The 17,429-nt window shown below is 67.2% G+C and carries 18 protein-coding genes and 1 pseudogene; 13 read left to right on the plus strand and 6 right to left on the minus strand.

Annotation, left to right across the window (positions count from 1 at the left end; genetic code table 11):
• Window positions 1–126: 126 nt before the first annotated feature.
• The 4 genes from ACEPPI_RS28635 to ACEPPI_RS28650 all read left to right on the plus strand — a co-directional run bounded on the left by ACEPPI_RS28635 (window position 127) and on the right by ACEPPI_RS28650 (window position 3,570).
• Window positions 127–549 carry a hypothetical protein gene (locus ACEPPI_RS28635; protein ID WP_373918162.1) on the plus strand — a complete coding sequence of 141 codons (423 nt, stop codon included), beginning with the start codon at window positions 127–129 and terminating at the stop codon, window positions 547–549.
• 556 nt (window positions 550–1,105) lie between these two features.
• A complete protein-coding gene (locus tag ACEPPI_RS28640) occupies window positions 1,106–1,591 on the plus strand; it encodes a hypothetical protein (RefSeq protein ID WP_373918163.1) in 486 nt (161 codons plus the stop codon).
• 155 nt (window positions 1,592–1,746) lie between these two features.
• Complete coding sequence (locus tag ACEPPI_RS28645; RefSeq protein ID WP_373918164.1) at window positions 1,747–3,060, plus strand: Dyp-type peroxidase; 1,314 nt, start codon at window positions 1,747–1,749, stop codon at window positions 3,058–3,060.
• Between the two features lie 60 nt (window positions 3,061–3,120).
• Window positions 3,121–3,570 (plus strand): hypothetical protein, encoded by a 450-nt coding sequence (locus ACEPPI_RS28650; protein ID WP_373918165.1) that lies wholly within the window; start codon window positions 3,121–3,123, stop codon window positions 3,568–3,570.
• Window positions 3,571–4,306: 736 nt separating this feature from the next.
• On the opposite strand, the pseudogene ACEPPI_RS28655 reads toward ACEPPI_RS28650, so the two are convergent.
• From ACEPPI_RS28655 to ACEPPI_RS28665, 3 genes and pseudogenes are all read right to left on the minus strand, one after another.
• Window positions 4,307–4,729, minus strand: a pseudogene (locus ACEPPI_RS28655) (site-specific integrase); the annotation flags it as partial.
• A 614-nt stretch (window positions 4,730–5,343) separates the two neighbouring features.
• The gene (locus ACEPPI_RS28660; protein ID WP_373918166.1) at window positions 5,344–7,383 is read right to left on the minus strand and encodes a multicopper oxidase family protein; all 2,040 of its coding nucleotides are present in this window, start codon (window positions 7,381–7,383) and stop codon (window positions 5,344–5,346) included.
• 926 nt (window positions 7,384–8,309) lie between these two features.
• Window positions 8,310–8,480, minus strand: a complete 171-nt coding sequence (locus tag ACEPPI_RS28665; RefSeq protein WP_373918167.1) for a hypothetical protein — start codon at window positions 8,478–8,480, stop codon at window positions 8,310–8,312.
• A gap of 627 nt (window positions 8,481–9,107) precedes the next feature.
• On the opposite strand from ACEPPI_RS28665, the gene ACEPPI_RS28670 reads away from it, so the two are divergent.
• The 4 genes from ACEPPI_RS28670 (at window position 9,108) to ACEPPI_RS28685 (ending at window position 11,951) form a co-directional block, all read left to right on the plus strand.
• The gene (locus tag ACEPPI_RS28670) at window positions 9,108–9,311 is read left to right on the plus strand and encodes a cold-shock protein (RefSeq protein ID WP_030228768.1); all 204 of its coding nucleotides are present in this window, start codon (window positions 9,108–9,110) and stop codon (window positions 9,309–9,311) included.
• 311 nt (window positions 9,312–9,622) lie between these two features.
• Window positions 9,623–11,137: a DEAD/DEAH box helicase gene (locus ACEPPI_RS28675; protein ID WP_373918169.1), complete on the plus strand. Its 1,515-nt coding sequence runs from the start codon at window positions 9,623–9,625 to the stop codon at window positions 11,135–11,137.
• Between the two features lie 46 nt (window positions 11,138–11,183).
• Complete coding sequence (locus ACEPPI_RS28680) at window positions 11,184–11,588, plus strand: CBS domain-containing protein (RefSeq protein ID WP_373918170.1); 405 nt, start codon at window positions 11,184–11,186, stop codon at window positions 11,586–11,588.
• Window positions 11,589–11,639: 51 nt separating this feature from the next.
• Window positions 11,640–11,951 (plus strand): SCO5918 family protein, encoded by a 312-nt coding sequence (locus ACEPPI_RS28685; RefSeq protein WP_373918171.1) that lies wholly within the window; start codon window positions 11,640–11,642, stop codon window positions 11,949–11,951.
• A 107-nt stretch (window positions 11,952–12,058) separates the two neighbouring features.
• On the opposite strand, the gene ACEPPI_RS28690 is transcribed toward ACEPPI_RS28685, so the two are convergent.
• Complete coding sequence (locus ACEPPI_RS28690) at window positions 12,059–12,418, minus strand: hypothetical protein (RefSeq protein WP_327280981.1); 360 nt, start codon at window positions 12,416–12,418, stop codon at window positions 12,059–12,061.
• A gap of 48 nt (window positions 12,419–12,466) precedes the next feature.
• Window positions 12,467–12,859 (minus strand): ATP-binding protein, encoded by a 393-nt coding sequence (locus ACEPPI_RS28695; RefSeq protein ID WP_373918172.1) that lies wholly within the window; start codon window positions 12,857–12,859, stop codon window positions 12,467–12,469.
• A 1,053-nt stretch (window positions 12,860–13,912) separates the two neighbouring features.
• On the opposite strand from ACEPPI_RS28695, the gene ACEPPI_RS28700 reads away from it, so the two are divergent.
• Together ACEPPI_RS28700 and ACEPPI_RS28705 are read left to right on the plus strand one after the other, a co-directional pair.
• Complete coding sequence (locus tag ACEPPI_RS28700; protein ID WP_373918173.1) at window positions 13,913–14,251, plus strand: MerR family transcriptional regulator; 339 nt, start codon at window positions 13,913–13,915, stop codon at window positions 14,249–14,251.
• A 251-nt stretch (window positions 14,252–14,502) separates the two neighbouring features.
• The gene (locus ACEPPI_RS28705) at window positions 14,503–14,706 is read left to right on the plus strand and encodes a cold-shock protein (protein WP_030303412.1); all 204 of its coding nucleotides are present in this window, start codon (window positions 14,503–14,505) and stop codon (window positions 14,704–14,706) included.
• A gap of 184 nt (window positions 14,707–14,890) precedes the next feature.
• On the opposite strand, the gene ACEPPI_RS28710 is transcribed toward ACEPPI_RS28705, so the two are convergent.
• A complete protein-coding gene (locus ACEPPI_RS28710) occupies window positions 14,891–15,550 on the minus strand; it encodes an HSP18 transcriptional regulator (protein WP_373918174.1) in 660 nt (219 codons plus the stop codon).
• 127 nt (window positions 15,551–15,677) lie between these two features.
• Between ACEPPI_RS28710 and ACEPPI_RS28715 the strand changes: the two genes are divergently transcribed.
• The 3 genes from ACEPPI_RS28715 to ACEPPI_RS28725 all read left to right on the plus strand — a co-directional run bounded on the left by ACEPPI_RS28715 (window position 15,678) and on the right by ACEPPI_RS28725 (window position 17,106).
• A complete protein-coding gene (locus tag ACEPPI_RS28715; RefSeq protein WP_373918175.1) occupies window positions 15,678–16,112 on the plus strand; it encodes an Hsp20/alpha crystallin family protein in 435 nt (144 codons plus the stop codon).
• 97 nt (window positions 16,113–16,209) lie between these two features.
• Entirely contained in the window at window positions 16,210–16,605 is a 396-nt protein-coding gene (locus ACEPPI_RS28720) for a DUF2267 domain-containing protein (protein ID WP_373918176.1), read from the plus strand.
• A 54-nt stretch (window positions 16,606–16,659) separates the two neighbouring features.
• Complete coding sequence (locus ACEPPI_RS28725) at window positions 16,660–17,106, plus strand: DUF2267 domain-containing protein (RefSeq protein WP_373918178.1); 447 nt, start codon at window positions 16,660–16,662, stop codon at window positions 17,104–17,106.
• Window positions 17,107–17,429 lie beyond the last annotated feature (323 nt).

Genomic DNA, 17,429 nt, shown 5'->3' on the forward strand with positions numbered 1-17,429 from the left:
ACGACGTCCTGGCGGAACTCTTCCGGATAGGGCTTTGGCACAGCGACATCCTTCCCACCTGCCCCACAGGGCAAGCCAGTTCAGATGTCACCCGATCGTGCGGCAGACCCGGACGACGACCGCCGCATGGCCACCAAGCACCTCGCCATGTCCGAGACCGCCATCGGCAAGCCGACGGCCGCAGCCGGCGACTCGTGGGCCGCCCACTACTCCCCCGGTCGCTGGGCCCACGAATCCGGCATGATCCTCTCCCGCCTCGGCGACCTCGACGCCGCGGAGGAACACCTCCACCTCGCCCTCGACAGCCACGGCCTCGACCGCCGCCGCACCCGCGCCATCGTCCTCGCCGACCTCGGCGGTGTCCGCCTGCGCCAAGGCGATGCAGATGGGGCCATGGTCACCTGGCGCGACTTCCTCGACTGCGCGGACGGCATCCGCTCCGTGAAGGTCCAGGCCGCCCTCCAGGACATGCGCGTACGCCTGCGCCGATACAGCGGAGTCCCGGAGGCCCAGGAGCTCCGCGAAAGGGCAGCCCGCATCGCCGACTGAGGGGTGGGACTCACCGCCCCAGGTACTCCTACTCCTCTGTGATGGTCTGCTCACACCCACGGAGCCGCGGTGACAACCCAGCCCACGAACGCCCACCGGTCACCGACCGACTCCTGCTCTCCACCCAGGCATACGGCACCAGCCGGCACCTGACTTGCCCGCCAGTCCCTGCACCAATGGCAGACCCAGCGGCACGGCCTTCCCGGGTTGGTCGTGGAGGAGCTGGCCGGTGCACGCGGAGCCATCGCGGACTCCCCGGCTCGATCGGAGTCCCGTACTTCGCGATGAAGACGAGACCGCAACCGTCCTGCCGCAGCTCGCTTTCGGCCTTGGCACACCTGCTCATCTTCCTCCTCTCGCCGTACAATGGTGTGGCAATCACGAAGCCTCGTCACCAACCGCGAGACAGGCGTCGTGCTTGGGCCCGACTGTATGCCTGAGTTCGCATACGAATTCGCTTCTCTCTCGCTTAGGTTGGCGGCAATCGGCGCCGGTCGACCAAGGTCGGCCTGGACGATTTGATCGACTCCAACCGTGTTGATCAGCAGGAGAAGCCATGGCTACACAACAGACGGAGGCCACGCAAGGAGCAGCGGCGCCTTCCACGACGGCGTTCCTCCTCATAGCCAAGATCAAGCCGGGACAGGCGGACGCGCTTCGCGAAGCAGTGTCCGCGAACGCCAAGAACATTGAGGACCCGACTGGTTCGCTTGCGCAGGTCGGCACTGTGCATTTCGTGCGCATTGCGATCCTCAACGATGACACCTTCCTTTTCGCCAGCCATTTCGACGGCGACATCGAGCCCTACCTCGACGATTTCTACACTGTCACCCTCGGCGGAGTGGGATTTGATGCAGTCTTGCGCTACTGCGAAGGCTGGCCGGGTCCGAATGACCGTGAGGGGTTCATAGAATTTTGGAAGTCTCACAGGGTCCCGGACCTTCTCACGTACGCGCATTTCCCTGGCGTGACCTGCACAGAAATCGAAAAAGCGCTGCGCATCCGAACCAACATGGAGGCCGTGCTGGAGGACTTCCAGTAGCCGGCGGCAACTGACCGGAAGCTCGTTGCGGAGTGCCTCTTGTGCTTCCTGAACAAGAGGCCCGCCGGGAGGAGGGTTGGCAGCGGGCTTCGACCCGTATGCCCCCTCTTGCGCTCCCGCGTGTATTTCAGACTGCCGAGCGAGGCGTTCGTTCCGTGTTGAAGAATACGTCATTCGTCCTTGAGCTCGACGAAATCCAGGGCTTGCTGCTGGGGTCGGTTCCCATGCCCTGCGGTCAATACTTCTTCCTCACATTCCGTCACCCTGACCAAGCGCGAGCATTCCTTACGCGGGTCGTTGACAAGGTGTGCTCGGCCGAGCCGGTGATCGGGCTGCCCATGTCGCGTGTCCACCTGGCACTCACGTGCAACGGGTTGCGCACGCTGGGCGTCGATGAGGCATCGCTCCAGAGTTTTCCCGAAGCGTTCCGGGTTGGCATGCCGGCCCGTGCGGAAGAGCTTGGCGACCATGGAGAAAGCCATCCCGATCAGTGGGTTGGCGGCCTGGCAAGCTCCGATCTCCATGCACTGCTGCTGCTCTTTGGCGCGGACCTCACTGAACGCGCTCAGCGGATCGAGGAAATCCACTCGCTTATAGCGGCCACCGGCGTCCGCATCCTCTCCGAACTCGATGTCGCGCTGCCGGAGACGGGGCGCGAGCACTTCGGCTATCGGGACGGGATCTCCAGGATCTATGTCGAGGGAACCGGGATGGACCCACCACCCGGCAGCGGTCCTGCCGTCAAGCCCGGCGAGTTCGTACTCGGCTATCCCGACGAAACCAGCTCCATTCCGTCCCTCCCGCAGCCGGAATGGCTCAGCCGCAATGGCAGCTTCCTCGCCTATCGGCGACTCTACGAGGATGTCATCGCCTTCCGGGAATTCCTGGGGCGCCACGCTGCCACGCGTGACGAGCAGGAACTACTGGCAGCTAAGTTGCTGGGACGCTGGCGCAGTGGTGCCCCACTGGTGTTGGCGCCCCACCACGATGACCCGGAGCTGGTCGCGGATCCGGAGCGCAACAACAACTTCAACTACGGGCAGATGGACCCGCAGGGACTCGCCTGCCCCATCGGCGCCCACATCCGACGCGTCAACCCACGAGACACGATCGGCAACATCCAGCGGCGACGGCTGATCCGCTGGGGACTCCCGTACGGACCGCTGCTCCCAGAAGGCTCACCCGACGACGGAATGGATCGCGGGCTTGCGCTCTTCTTCGGCTGCGCAGATCTCGAGCGGCAGTTCGAGTTTGTACAGAAGGAATGGATCAACGCCCCCAAGTTTCTTGGCCTGGACCACGACAAAGATCCGATCGCGGGCGATCACGACGGCACCTACAACATGACCGTCCAGAAAAAGCCGATCAGGAAAACACTGCGTGGTCTGCCCCGGTTCACCCGGGTGAGAGGAGGGGCGTACGCCTTCTTGCCCGGCCTGCAAGCACTTCGCTCGCTCGCCGAAGGATAACCGGCGATCCACCCAGCCCACTGCCCTCGCAACGACTCCAGTACAACCCTGGAGGCCCACATGCTGATCGCACTGCTCGCCGTGCTCGGCGTCGACCTCGTTGTCATCGTCTTCTACGCAGTGGTTGTGTACGGCCGAAAACGCTGGGTGACAAAGCAACCCGACGCTTTCCGCGGAGCCATCCGGGTCGCAAGCGGGGAGATCGACGGCCTGCGACCCAAGTGGAGCCGGGGTTACGGACGCTGGGTCCGTGACATCCTCATCTGGAGCAAGCGTCCGTTCCTTTTCCGCAACACACTTGTCCCCGCCGACGGACTGGATCAGCAACGACCAGCCCGCCAAGATGAAATAAAACGGCTCGGCAAGCAACCCACCGTCATCCGGCTCAAAGCAGACGACGCAATCGCCGAGGTAGCAGCCAAGGAAGAGGACACGGCGCTGCTCCTGGGCCCGTATCGGGAGCCCTTGGACCCCGATGCTCGACACCCTGCCGCGCCCACCACCACATGACTATGCGCAGCATCCCCAAAAACAGCGTTCGCTTCGTCGGTGGATCGACACTCGTGTACACCGAACCCTGACCCGTGCCACGCGTTGCTGTCCCTCGCTCGCCCATGCCTCGTGGGCAGCGGAGGAGGACCGTGCCGGAACAACGCTGCCATGCGTCGTGCCGGAAACGCTGTCAGCACCCCGCCGGCCGCTCATGAGCAAGTAGATAACGTGCCACAACGTGCCAGTAGGGGCGGTAGACAGCGGACAACAACGGGTCCGAGGAGGAAGTCAGAGCGGAGCCTTTGGCGAACATTTTCGCAGGCCAGAAGCTATGTGCACTCGCAAGTGCCGAGTGATTCCCAAGCTTATAGCGCGGGTTCGATTCCCGTCATCCGCTCTTACAAGAAGGCCCAGGTCAGCGACCTGGGCCTTCTTCGTTGTCTAAACCTCTCGCAGCCCGCGCGCCATCCACGTGCCATAAGTGCCATAACGGGGCGTCAGATTGGGCGGGGAATCATCACTCGCGGCCACCACGCGCCGAACCGCCTCGAATCCCGAGACGCATTTCGAGTGACCTGCGCCATACGCCACAGGGGTGCGGCCCCGGCTGCATGCCTGGACCGCACCCCTGTGCGTCACCTCCGCCGGGCCGCTCCGGCAGGAGCCGCGAGTGCGGGAACGATCCTGTGGACGGTGGCGGTCGCGCTGGTGCCCGACCCAGGATCCGCCGACGCGAGCTGGTTGCGAATTTCGATATGCCGACCGCGTCACGGGCCTTGCGCCACTTCCGGCCGAAGGTGGTGCCCCGCAGGGCAGCTCCCCGCTCCCCCACGAAGACGAGGCCGTCGGGCCCGTCCTGCGCGAACCACTCCAGGTGCCGACGGACGTCGAGGAGCACGAAGCCGGGCAGCATGATCTCCCGTTTGCCCGCGAGGGACTTGGGATCACCGATCACCCTGCGGCCGGTGTTCAGCTCCGGGGCAGCGCGCCGCACCCGGACCGAGCCGGTGTCGACGTCGATGTCGGCTCGGCGCAGCTCCGCCGGCTCCTCCGGCCGCATCGAGGCGAAGGCGCCGAGGAGGACCATCAGCCGCCACCGGATCCCGATGGCCTCGGCGAGTGCGAAGACCTGATCGACGGTGGCCACGGGGCGCTCATCCGCGTCTTCGCGCCCCGCGACCTGGAGGGACTGCTCGGCCGGGTCTCCTACTGAGAGGTGGTCAACAGTCCCTCGGGGGGCTGTCGCTTGGTCAGAGTTCGGGTCCGGCGTGGTGCTGGCAGGCGCAGTCGAGGGCGTCTTCGGGTGTGCCGGTGAAGAGGGCGAAGCCCCATAAGGCTGGCGGTGTCGCTGTAGCGCAGGAGCATCAGTTTGCCCCGTTCGCCGTCGGCAAATTCGCCTTCCACGTAGGCGAACTGCCCGCGGTGGCGGATTTGTGGGTCTGTCAGTTGCGGCCGGGCGGTGCGGGCGTGTTCAGTCAGCCGCTGGGGGAGTGGCAGCTGGGGCGAGCTCGACGATCTGGTCGACGACGGCCGTCACCTCGTCGCGCACGGCCTACGGGTAGCCGACCTCGTCCTCGGCGTGGAAGGCGTACTCCCACACCCAACGGTCGTCGGTCGCTGGGCGGCTTCGCCGACGTCGGTGATCTCTCCGGCTCGGGCTTCGAGCGCGCGGAGCCGGGCGGCGGTCTCCGGTGCCGGGCGATGGCCACCTCGACGGCCCGTGCCTCCGTGAAGGTGCGAAGGATGCGGACCGGCCGAGGCAGCCGGTCCGCAGTCGCCGGCACCGACCTGTCAGTGGCCCTCCTTGCGCCTGCCTCCGATTTGGAGCGGCCGCATCATCTCATTGTCCTCGTGCTCGACGATGTGGCAGTGCCAGACGAAGCGACCAGGGTGGTCGAACCGCGCCTTCACCCGGGTGATTTCTCCCGGATAGGCGATCACGGTGTCCTTGAAGCCGAGCTCCCAGCTCTCCGGCGGAATGGGTGCCCCGTTGAACGGCTGCCGGTTCACCACCTCGAACGCCACCTCGTGGATGTGGATCGGGTGGGCGTCCACAGTGAAGTTGTACAGCTCCCATGTTTCGGTCGCGTTCAGCCTCGGATTCTCCGTAACCGGGTCGTCCCAGGCGAGCAACACCGGATTGCCGGCGGAGTCGACCGTCCCGAGCAGGTTCTGGACCGGCGTTCCCGGTGGCACCAGAGGACTGCTGGAGTTCGCCTCGTTCAGGGAGAGCCGACGGGTGACGCTCGCCGAGCCGAGCGGCTTGATCCTGGGCAGCCTGAGCCGATCCGGCGGGACGCTGGTGTCCTTGCTCGCCAGCGGGCCGACCACGAACTTCATCACCTGCCCCGTGGTGGCCGGATCCGCCACGGGGAAGGCCACGCCCGGTTCGCCCCGGCCGAAGGGTTCGTCCGCGCCCTCGTTGATGAGGTACAGCTCGGTTCCTTCCGGGATCCCGGTGAAGTCGACGATGACGTCGGCCCGCTCCGCATTGGCCAACAGCAGCCGCTCCAGCCGCACTGGTGCGGGCAGGAACCCGCCTTCGTTGCCGATCTGCCAGAACGGTACGGCCGACCGGGCCGGCCGGACGGTCGGACTGTCCGCGATCTTCAGGATGAGGAACCGGGCATTGCATCCGTTGAGGAAGCGCAACCTGTAGCGACGCGGTTCGACCTCGAGGTTCGGCCATGTCCGGCCGTTGACCACCATGGTGTTGGCGAAGAATTCGGGGTTCCAGATGGGGGACACATCGGTGGTGGGAATGTACGGACCCGCGAACCCGTCGAAGAATTCCCGGGTCGTGGGGTAGAACAGCGAGCCGTCCGAATTGAACGAGCGGTCCTGGATGGCCAGGGGGATCTCGTGGTACCGGGTACCCGGCCGATCTCCGAAGGCGGGCGCCGGGCCGGGCAGGGTCCCCTTGGGCAGGTCGCACTCACCGCCGCGGAGCAGATAGAAGCCGGCGGGTCCGGCGTAGACGTTGAGCCGGGTCAGACCCAGGGTGTGGTCGTGGAACCAGAGGGTCGATGCCCGCTGGTCGTTGGCGTACTGGAAGGTAGCGGTACCCGGGTCCCACTTCAGGTGGTGCGCATCGGCGAACTTGTCCCGGAACTCGTCGTAGAACGAGCCCACGGTGGCGAATCCCGGAGGAATATTGTTCGCGCGTGGCAGGTACCACGCTTCGGTGTAGCCGTCGCTCTCCTCGGTGGAATGCCCACCGTGCAGGTGAGTGACGATCGGTACGGGGCCGGTGTACGGACCCGGCGTCGACGTGAACGTCGGCCGGGAATCGCGCCCGGCCTTTCCGCCCGGCGGGTTCGCCCAGTGCAGGGTGGGGTCGACCGCCAGCAAGTGCGGGAGGAAACGGCCCTGGCTGTCGACGAGATCGTTCACCCAGGTGACCCGGACAGGCCGGTCGATCTCGGCCTCGATGGTGAACGACGGGTAGTTGAACGTGCTGCTGTCCCCGAGCGAGCCGTATCCCCACAGGGTGGTGGACGGCAGAGTGGGAGGCAATACCTGCTGGCTGAACTGCCGGACGCCGATGACGTACGTATCGATGCCGTGTCGCTCCGAGTGGCGGGCCTTCGGCATCACCGGCGGGATCACCAGGTTGGTGACATATTTCGGGATGGTCGTGGGGTCCAGGGTGGAGACTGGGAATTTCCCGACCGACCTGGCCCCCGGGACCACCGCGGTCTCATTCGGGAGTGCCACCGCCTCACCAGGGGCCGGAAGGACCAGGGCCGCTCCACCAATGGCCCCGGCTACGAGCAGGTCTCTTCGCGCGATCATTTCTCTCGCCTTCTGCAGCCCGAGGGCATCGACCAATTCCTCACCAAACGTTAAGTGAAATACACAGTGAGTAATCAAACGATGCCCGGCGTGTCGTCGGACTGTCGGGGCAGGCAGGCAGCGAGCGAGCTGCAACCGGCGCAGCCATGACCAACATCCGTTGTCGACAAATGGCCTGCCCCCAGCCTCGGTTTTCTCGTGGCCCGTCGGCCTCCTGGAACCGCAAGGGTGGGGCCGGGCGACGTCGTTGTGAGGTCTGCGCGGGGGCCGAGATTGCCGGGCGCCAACAGATCCGCCACCAGCTGCCGGGAGTCGGTACCGCGCTGGTAACGGGGCAGTAGGTTGCCGTGCGGCGACATGCCGACAGGGGAGAATCAAGCCGTTCCAGTGCCGCGACCAAGCGCCGCAAGCTCCGCACCACCAGCCTCGGCAGGGTCCTCGCCCGCTGGACGCAGTCAGGTTCGGGACTGGGGCGATCAGGCGGTCCTGGGAAACGAAGCCGTGGAGCTCGACCCCCAGCGTGCCACTACGTGCCAGTCAGAGCGGTACACAGCGGTCATCAAGGGACCCGCCACACCACCGCCCGAAAGCCCCACGTAGGAACGTTCTCGCAGGCCAGACGCACTTTCGGGGTCCGAGTGCCGGGTGATTCCCAAGCTTATAGCGCGGGTTCGATTCCCGTCATCCGCTCTCGCAAGAAGGCCCAGGTCACAGACCTGGGCCTTCTTTGTTGTCTAGACCTCTCGGCCCTCGCCACGCCCTCCGCGTGCCCCAACTCGCAGGGACTCCCTGGCCGGAGGGCCCTTCGCGCACCACTTGCACCACACGGGCCCACGCCGGTCTCACGTCGCGAGACTCGTTCTCGATGACCTGCATCACACCGCCGCCTCCGTCGCGTGAATTCGCTTTCAAAAAGGGGCGGTTGGCCGGAGGGGTCGACCAAGAGCCCTCGACGTGACTACCTAGTCCTCTTTCCCCGCCAACACGCGATCGGCGGCGTAATGCGGGCAGGAAGGTAGGTGCCACGTCACCGTCACCTGGCGCCGGTCGGCGGCCATGGTACGGGCCTGCCCAGTGGCCGGGCAGGCCGCGCAGTGCGGGCACACGACGGTTTCGAACTTCAGCTCAGCCATCACCTACGCCACCTTCCCCGCCAAGGGTGCTCGCGACGAGAGCGCCACGCCTCTCAGCAGGACAGGCTTCACACTTGATCCAGCCGCGCCGGCGAGATGGCCGCCACCGTCGAGGCCATCGTGCGGGCTGTGCACCATGGCGATGACGTTCGTATCCGGATCTTGTTGGCAGCCTTGGTCGACGTCGCCGACATCGAGGTTCTCCTCCACCTGCGAGAGCGGCTTCGCGAACGACCACAGTGACGGTCAGGCGCTGCGGACCCACCCCGCAGGCTCACGTCCCCCTGGACTGCACGTCGCAGCCGGCGGACGCTCCTGCTCCCGAAACGCTGCACTCGGGGGGAACCAATATCTATCCCCGCGGTCAGAGAGTTTAATGGACCCCGCAGGGAGAGTTTTTCCGCACCGCACACGATGGAGATATTCAACGAACACGAATCGCTGCAGCGTGCTACTGTCGGTCTCGGTTGCAGTTTTGGTACCCAAAAACTTCAAGCGCTCCAGTCGGCCTCCGCGCCACATTCGAGCGCTTCATATTTCCGGGTCATTTTCCGGCGGGGCATCATCGCGGCGACACGGTGTCCGTACAGTGCGGATGCTGGTGTACTGCCCCAAAGGAGATATGACATGGCATCTGGCACCGTGAAGTGGTTCAACGCGGCCAAGGGTTTCGGCTTCATCGAGCAGGACGGTGGCGGCGACGATGTCTTCGCCCACTTCTCGAACATCGCCACCCAGGGCTTCCGCGAGCTGCTGGAAGGCCAGAAGGTCACCTTCGACATCGCGCAGGGCCAGAAGGGCCCGACGGCCGAGAACATCGTTCCCGCCTGACGCTGACGCGCATTTCGTAGCTGGGGCCCGCATCCCTCGGGGTGCGGGCCCCAGCTGCACATATTTCCCGCAGTGGTGTCACCTGCGGGACAAAGAATTCAGGGTTACACCCTCTTCGGGGCTTCACCCCACTCGGCTTTTCTGGATTTCGCGTCCACCTGACGCCTCCCCATCTCAGCGCCTGCGACCGCACAGAGTCTCTGCAGGCCAGAGCCGCATTCGCATTCCATTCGGCCCGTTCTTGTGATTCCCTGCGCCGCGTTTCCGCTGCGGGAATTCCTTGATACGCGCCGCGTCAAGGAAGGTTCTGAATGAACCGCACACGTACGAACGACCGTTCCTCTCGCAACCGCAGCCGCACCGGCGGCCCCGCTTTCGGCGCTGCCGCCGGTTCGGAGCGGGGCAGCCGCTTCGGCTCGTCGGCCCCGAGCCGTTCCGGGCGTCCGAGCCGCTCCGGCGGCTACGGCCGCCGACCCGCAGCGGTACAGGGCGAGTTCGCCCTGCCGAAGACCATCACTCCCGCGCTGCCCGCCGTCGAGGCCTTCGCCGATCTCGACATGCCGGCCGAGCTGCTGGCCGCCCTCGGCGCGCAGGGCGTGACGGTGCCCTTCCCGATCCAGGGCGCCACGCTGCCCAACACCCTCGCGGGCCGTGACGTGCTCGGCCGCGGACGGACCGGCTCCGGCAAGACGCTCGCCTTCGGCCTCGCGCTGCTGGCCCGCACCGCCGGACAGCGCGCCGAGCCCCGCCAGCCGCTCGCCCTGATCCTCGTCCCCACCCGCGAGCTGGCACAGCAGGTGACCGACGCCCTCACCCCGTACGCCCGCGCCGTGAAGCTGCGCCTGACCACGGTCGTCGGCGGCATGTCGATCGGCAAGCAGGCCGGAGCGCTGCGCGGAGGCGCGGAGGTCGTCGTGGCTACGCCCGGCCGGTTGAAGGACCTCATCGACCGTGGCGAATGCCGGCTTGACCAGGTCGCGATCACCGTCCTGGACGAGGCCGACCAGATGGCCGACATGGGCTTCATGCCGCAGGTCACCGCCCTCCTGGACCAGGTGCGTCCCGAGGGGCAGCGGATGCTTTTCTCCGCCACCCTCGACCGCAACGTCGACCTGCTGGTGCGCCGCTACCTGACCGACCCCGTCGTGCACTCGGTGGACCCCTCGGCCGGTGCGGTGACGACGATGGAGCACCACGTGTTGCACGTCCACGGCGCCGACAAGCACCGGACGACGACGGAGATCGCGGCGCGCGAGGGCCGGGTGATGATGTTCCTGGACACCAAGCACGCCGTGGACCGGCTGACCGAGGACCTGCTGAACTGCGGTGTCCGGGCCGCCGCCCTGCACGGCGGGAAGTCGCAGCCCCAGCGCACCCGGACGCTCGCCCAGTTCAAGACCGGACACGTGACCGTACTGGTCGCGACGAACGTGGCGGCGCGCGGCATCCACGTCGACAACCTCGACCTCGTCGTCAACGTCGACCCGCCCACCGACCACAAGGACTACCTCCACCGCGGCGGCCGCACCGCCCGCGCCGGCGAGTCCGGCAGCGTCGTCACCCTCGTCACTCCCAACCAGCGCCGCGACATGACCCGCCTCATGCAGGCCGCCGGCATCACACCGCAGACCACCCAGGTCCGCTCCGGCGAAGAGGCACTGAACCGGATCACCGGCGCCCAAGCCCCGTCCGGCATCCCCGTCGTCATCACCGCACCCGTCGTCGAACGCGCCAAGCGCAGCGCGGCCTCCCGCGGCAGGCGACGGCCCGCTTCGACGGTCCGGCGGGTGAACGTGCGGCGGTCCGCCTTCGATGCGGCGGCCTGAGAACCACGTGATCAGAAAACTGACCCATCTCTGCAGGAGGCACGTTTTGACGCTGGTCCAGATGCAGCCCCGCTCGACGAACGCCAACCCTGTGCACCGGACGGTGGACGACGCGATGGAGGCGGCCGGTCCACAGGTCTGTGACGACATGACGGTCGAGGTGGCCCTGGCCGTCATGGCCAGTGCCCGCGCGGGTCATCTGCTCGTCTGCGACGAGGACGGCCTGTGCGCCGGGCTGGTCACCCAGGCCAGGCTCGCCACCGTCCGCGACAGCGCGGCGTACACGGACCAGCTCCGTCTCCGCGACCTCCTGGGAGACCGCGGGCCGGTCGCCTCGCCCTTGACCACGATGGCCGAAGCCGAGCACGCGATGCGCTATCGCCGGATCGATGCCCTGCCGGTCGTCGACGAGCAGGGCAGCGCTCTGGGCGTCCTCGCCCTTGCCCGCTGAACCGCCTCACCACGGCACGACCGTCCCCCTTTCTTCTTCCTGTGAGGCAACATGCGCTGTGTCATCGCCCGTTTCCCGTTCGACCTGACCAAGAGCGGTGTCCTGGAGTCGATGAAGGGCATCAAGCCCGAGCAGGTCATCGGCGAGTCCGTGATCATCGGCCGCCGTACCTACCCCGTCAAACAGGTCGGCCAGGTCATCACCCGCCAGGACCGCCGCGACTTCAGCGCCGGTGAAGTCCTCCGGGCGATGACCCAGCTCGGGTTCACCTGCCGCGGCCTTCCCCGGGCCGCCGTGCCCACGCGTGTCCTCAGCCCGCTCCAGCAGGCTTCCGCGGTGCTCGGCATCCCGGTGACCGTCTGACGGACAGGACCCGGTGCGAGCCGACACCCGAACAGCGAAGAGGGCCCGACCGGCGCACGCCGGTCGGGCCCTCCCGCGTACTCGGAGGTTTCTTACGCGACGCCGGGTCAGTGGTCGGAGTAGCTGAAGTCGCCCACGGTCCAGGCGCTGACGTCCGCGATCGAGACGCGGTACATCCCACCCGTCTCCGGGATCCCCACCGTGCCCTGAAGGATGCGGGCCACATGGAAGTGCAGATGGGTGGGCGGCCCCTCCCGGGGTGGCGTTGCGGTGAAGATGGCGGCGAACTCGCCCAGGCGGGCGGAGTCCGTCAGGACCTCCGACACCCGCTGCCTCCACACGGCTTCGGGAGCCAGCCGACCGGTGATGACAGTGCCACCGGTGACCACGGTCAGGGACATCTGATTGCTCTGCCCGGACTCCACCAGGGTGGCAACGTCAACGAGCAGCTCGTCAGGCTTCGACATGAGAGCCGATTTTATGCACTGGTCGTCCCGTCCTTTCGACCGGTAGAACTACCGGTCGAGAAGAGCACTGACCGTCTTCCCGCCGGAGGCCCGACGGGTGACCGCGGTCGCTCGGGCGAGACGGTTGACCATGGGCCAGCCGAATCCACCGGTACCGCCGTGCAGGTCAGGGGTGCGCATACGCGGCGCGTGCGGGCTGGAGTCGTGAACGGCCACCTCGACGCTCTCCTCGTGGGCCGTCAGTTCCAAGGTGCAGGTGCCCCCGCCGTGACGCACGGCGTTCGTGACGAGCTCGGACACGACCAAGACCACGGTGTCCGCGGCTTCTGCGGCCATCACCGGCTGATGGAGACCGTCGAGGACGGCTCGCACGGCATCGCGTGCCTCTGCAACATCCGCCGTGGAAAGCACGGTTGCGACGCTCTCGGCCATCGTGTTCATCAGGTCACCCTGGTCTCTGGATCGTCCACGTCCGGCCCCTGCCTACCTGGTCCCTGTGCCCCACCTCGCTGCCCGCCAACCCGACTCAGGTCTCCAGGAAGGGATCGAAGGGCAGTCGAAGCCCGACGCCGATCGACGAGACTCGGGGGACCCCTCGCGCACGGCTGCGCCCTCCCGGGCCCCTGACCTGCTGTGCAGTCCGCTCTGCGCATCCTGGGGCGGCCGTGAAGGTCTAGCTCTCCTCGGCGAGCACGAAAATCTATGGCGGCTGGAGTAGACATTGGGCGGTGGCCTGGCTATGGTTTCTCTCGTAGCCCAGAGAGACAGCAAGGCCCGGCAGAGACGAACTGCCGGGCAGCAGTACCCGCAGTTGCAGTGCGCAGGACGGTGCGGTGGTGGAGTTCCGAAGCCAGGCTTGTTGCAGGACGGCGACGGGACTGACGACCGGACCGGGTGGCCCGCAGTGATCAGGGGCCGCCGAGAGAAGTACCGCAGTTAACGCAGTAGCAGTACCCGAAGTAAGTGCAGTTCGCAGTACCCAGCAGTGAAGTAAGTGAGCAGCACCTCGGTGAAGGCGTCGGCTGCGGGCGCGCGCACCGGGAAGTTCGGCAGTGGGGTTCTAAGCCAGAGCAGACGCAGGATGGGCGACGGGGCTGGCTGCCGGAGAGTGGCGCTGGGTCAGGCCATCAGCAGTACCGCAGTATCAGCAGTACCGCAGTAAACGCAGTAACCCGCAGTTGCAGTCTCTCCCGCTGGTAAGCAGTTGATCACCGAGGGAAGAACGGAGGAGTTGAGGCGCCATCAGGATCGCCCGGGCGGAAGTCTGAGCCCGGGAACCGCAGGACATCGATAGTGAGGTGGTCTCCGGTCAAACAATCGCGATCCCCGCACTCCCGGCAGCGTGTCGGCCGGGTCGGCGGAAACAGTAGGCCGGCGCAGGACTAGGGCCGGCAGATGGTGTAGCAGTTCCTTCGGGGCCCTGGTGCTGTACGCACCAGGGCCCCTCCCCGTATTCCGACCGCTTTTCCTCTACCTGTTTCGCAGTGAGGTGCGATGACAGCAGACGACTCGTTCGGCCGTCTCGACGACGACGATTACCCCGCCTACACCATGGGCCGAGCCGCCGCCATGCTCGGCACCACCCAGGGCTTCCTCCGCGCCCTCGGCGAAGCCCGCCTCATCACCCCACTCCGCTCCGCCGGCGGCCACCGCCGCTACTCCCGCCACCAGCTGCGCATCGCCGCCCGCGCCCGCGAACTCGTCGACCACGGCACCCCCATCGAGGCCGCCTGCCGGATCGTCATCCTCGAAGACCAGCTCGAGGAAGCCCAGCGCGTCAACACCGAGTACCGCCGCGCAGCGGTCGAGATCAGTCCACTGACTGTGGCCTGAGGCAGGCGTGCCCGCCGGTCTCGGCGGGCACGCCTGCCCGTGCACGTCGGGGTCGTGACGCGTGCTCGCGCCCTCTGGTGACAGCCCGTCGTGGGCGTGTAGCGTCTGCGTCAGCTGTCGTGGTTCGGAAGTTCCCCTTTGCCCACGCGTTCGGCGTGGGCGTTTTGCTGTGCTGTGCCGCAGGAACCAGGGCGATCACCTCCGCCTCCCGCATGGAGCGGGAGGCGTTCATCGACTGGAAGGCGTCAGACATGGCTACGGGAACTGTGAAGTGGTTCAACGCGGAGAAGGGCTTCGGCTTCATCGCCCAGGACGGCGGCGGCCCGGACGTCTTCGCCCACTACTCCGCCATCAACTCCTCGGGCTTCCGTGAGCTCCAGGAGGGCCAGGTCGTGACCTTCGACGTCACCCAGGGCCAGAAGGGCCCCCAGGCCGAGAACATCACCCCGGCCTGACCTTCACCACCCGCGGGCACCGAGACCGGCACGTAAGGCTGCCCCCTGCAGCTCGTACCGCTCGACCCGAACAGCGGACCCCTGCGATGTCGGCAGGATCCGAGGCGTACCGAATCAGGGCCGCGCAGCTGCTGCTGCGCGGCCCTGATCTTGTCCGGGTCCGGGGTGCGGTTCGTATGCGCGGTCAGGTGCTGCGCCGGTCGCGGCTGTCCTGGCGGAGGTGGTCGGTGTGTCGGGTCATGGCGTCGAGGTGATCGACGAGAGCCGAGTCCTCGGGGCGCAGGTGAGGCCGGGCGTCGGTCAGAGGCCGGATGAGGCGGGCTACGTCATTGTCGGCCAGGGCCCGGTTCAGTTCGCCGACGGCTGCCGCGGCGGCGTCGGGGAGGTCGGTGAGGGCGGTGATCTGGCCGGCGAGCCGGCGCAGGTCGGCCGCGTTGTCACGGGCCCAGGCCGTGACAACGCGGTCTGCGGCACGTGTGTCGCGGGTGGCCTGGACGCGCTCCTCGCCCGTGCTTCCGGCCGTGCCGGGGCGCAGGCGCAGGTAGCGGCGTTCAGCCGCCTGGCGGCTGGCGACCCCGAGGGGTCCGGCGAGGTCGGCCCAGCTCGCGCCCTGGCCCCGGGCGGTTTCGATCAGGCCGCTTTCCCAGCCGGCGAGCTGTTCACGGACCTCGCGCAGCATCAACAGTGCGGCCAGCGCCGGGTGCGGGCCAGCGCCTGTCGGCTCGGTCGGGGGCGTTCCCGCAGAGGAGCGCTGCGCGTGCCTCACGGCCTGGTCGATGGCTCGCAAGGCCGTCGCCGCAGCGGGGAAAGGTACCGGCGCTGCCGGCTGGCTGGCTTCGTTCATGACACTCTCCGCTGTCGTCATCCTCCAGATGACTTGTTGCTTGTCATCGCTTCGATGACATGTTACAACAGGAGCACGTTGAAGCGCATTGGCAGTTTCTGCCTGAACCAACTGGAGGTGTTTCGCGATGTTGATGCGCACTGACCCGTTCCGCGAGATGGACCGGATCGTCCAGCAGCTGTCGGGTACGTCGGGCACATGGTCGAAGCCCTCCGTGATGCCGATGGACGCCTACCGCCAGGGCGACGAGTACGTGATCGCCTTCGACCTCCCCGGAGTGAGCACCGAGGCGATCGACATCGACGTCGAGCGGAACATGCTGACGGTGAAGGCCGAGCGCCGACCCACGGGGAAGTCCGACAGCGTGCAGATGGAGCTCTCCGAGCGACCCCTGGGCGTCTTCTCCCGCCAGGTCATGCTGGCCGACACCCTCGACACCGAGCACATCGAAGCGGACTACGACGCGGGTGTCCTGACCCTGCGGATCCCGATCGCCGAGCGCGCCAAGCCGCGGAAGATCAGCATCGGCGGCGAGTCCGGCCGCAAGCAGATCTCCGGCTGACCAGCCCCGCAGCGGCGGAGGACGGGGAACCGATCCCCCTCCGGCACCCCGTCCCCCGCACCCCTCGGCCCCTTCACCCCTCCCCGGAGGTGACGTGATGTCGATACGCAGGGAGGCGTTCCTGGCCCACGTTCAGGAACGCGGCGAGTACACGACCCTGCCGGAAGCCGAACGGGCGGCCCGCGTCGTCCTGGCCCTGCTGGGCGCGCACCTGGTCGGCACCGTGCGAGCCGAGCTCGCCGCCCGGCTCCCCGAGACGTACGCCTTGATCCTCCTGAATCCCCTGCAGGCCGCCGAACCGCTATCGCCCGAACGCTTCGTCCGCGCGACCGCGGCCTGGATCGAAGGCGCCACCGAGAACACAGCACTGTGGGACATCGGCGCGGTCCTGTCCACCGTGGCCGGCGCGGCGGGAGACGTCCTCATGCGCGAGGTCCTGCTCCAGCTCCCGCCCGGATACGACCTCCTCTTCGGCCACCCCCAGCCGACCTGACCGGCGCCGACGGCCGGAACGTGAACCTTCGAAGAGAAAGGCAATCGCAGCACCATGTACGACCAGCCTCGACCGGACCGGCCCACCCCCGCCATGACGTTCGACCAGATGCTGGAACACGTCCGCTACGAGGGCGCCTACCCCACTCGCGAACGTGCGGAAGACGCCGTCCGTACCGTTCTTGCCGGGCTCGGCCGGCAGGTCACGGGTGACGAGCGCGTCGACCTCGCGCAGTGCCTGCCCGTCGAAGCCGCCCTCGTCCTGACCACCCAGATCCCCGATACCGAGCAGCTCACCGGCTGGGGCTTCGTCAAGGACCTGGCCACACGGACCGGCGTGAGCCCCGCTGTCGCCCGCTGGGATACCGGCGCCGTACTCGCCACCGTCACCGCGCTCGCCGGACCCGACCTCCTCGCCCGCATCCTCCAGCGACTTCCCGACGACTACGCGCTCCTCTTCGGACAGGCGCAACTGCGCCGGCCTGAGCGCGCCGCCGCCTGACCGGAGCCGGCTGCACGCGGACACGCAATGGGGCCGGGACCGCTACTGCGGTCCCGGCCCCATGCACGCGAGGGGTTCCTCGGCGAGCTGCATGTACAGGGGTGCGCCCTGGTTCGCGGCTTCTCCGGGGATCTGGTCACGGGCGCGTGCCGGCCTACGGGAAGGCCTTCGGCGCGCGTGTTCCGGAAGACAGCCAACCGCTCTGCGGCTGCCGCCGTCGGTCTGTGGGCCGCGGCTGGAGTTCGCCCCATGATCATCCGTCACGTTCATCAAAACGATTCTTCCATCCTCTAGGACACCGGTGCGGGGTGGACAGCCGTCCC

The sequence above is a fragment of the Streptomyces sp. AB3(2024) genome (assembly GCF_041862025.1).
In the GTDB taxonomy this organism is placed as follows: domain Bacteria; phylum Actinomycetota; class Actinomycetes; order Streptomycetales; family Streptomycetaceae; genus Streptomyces.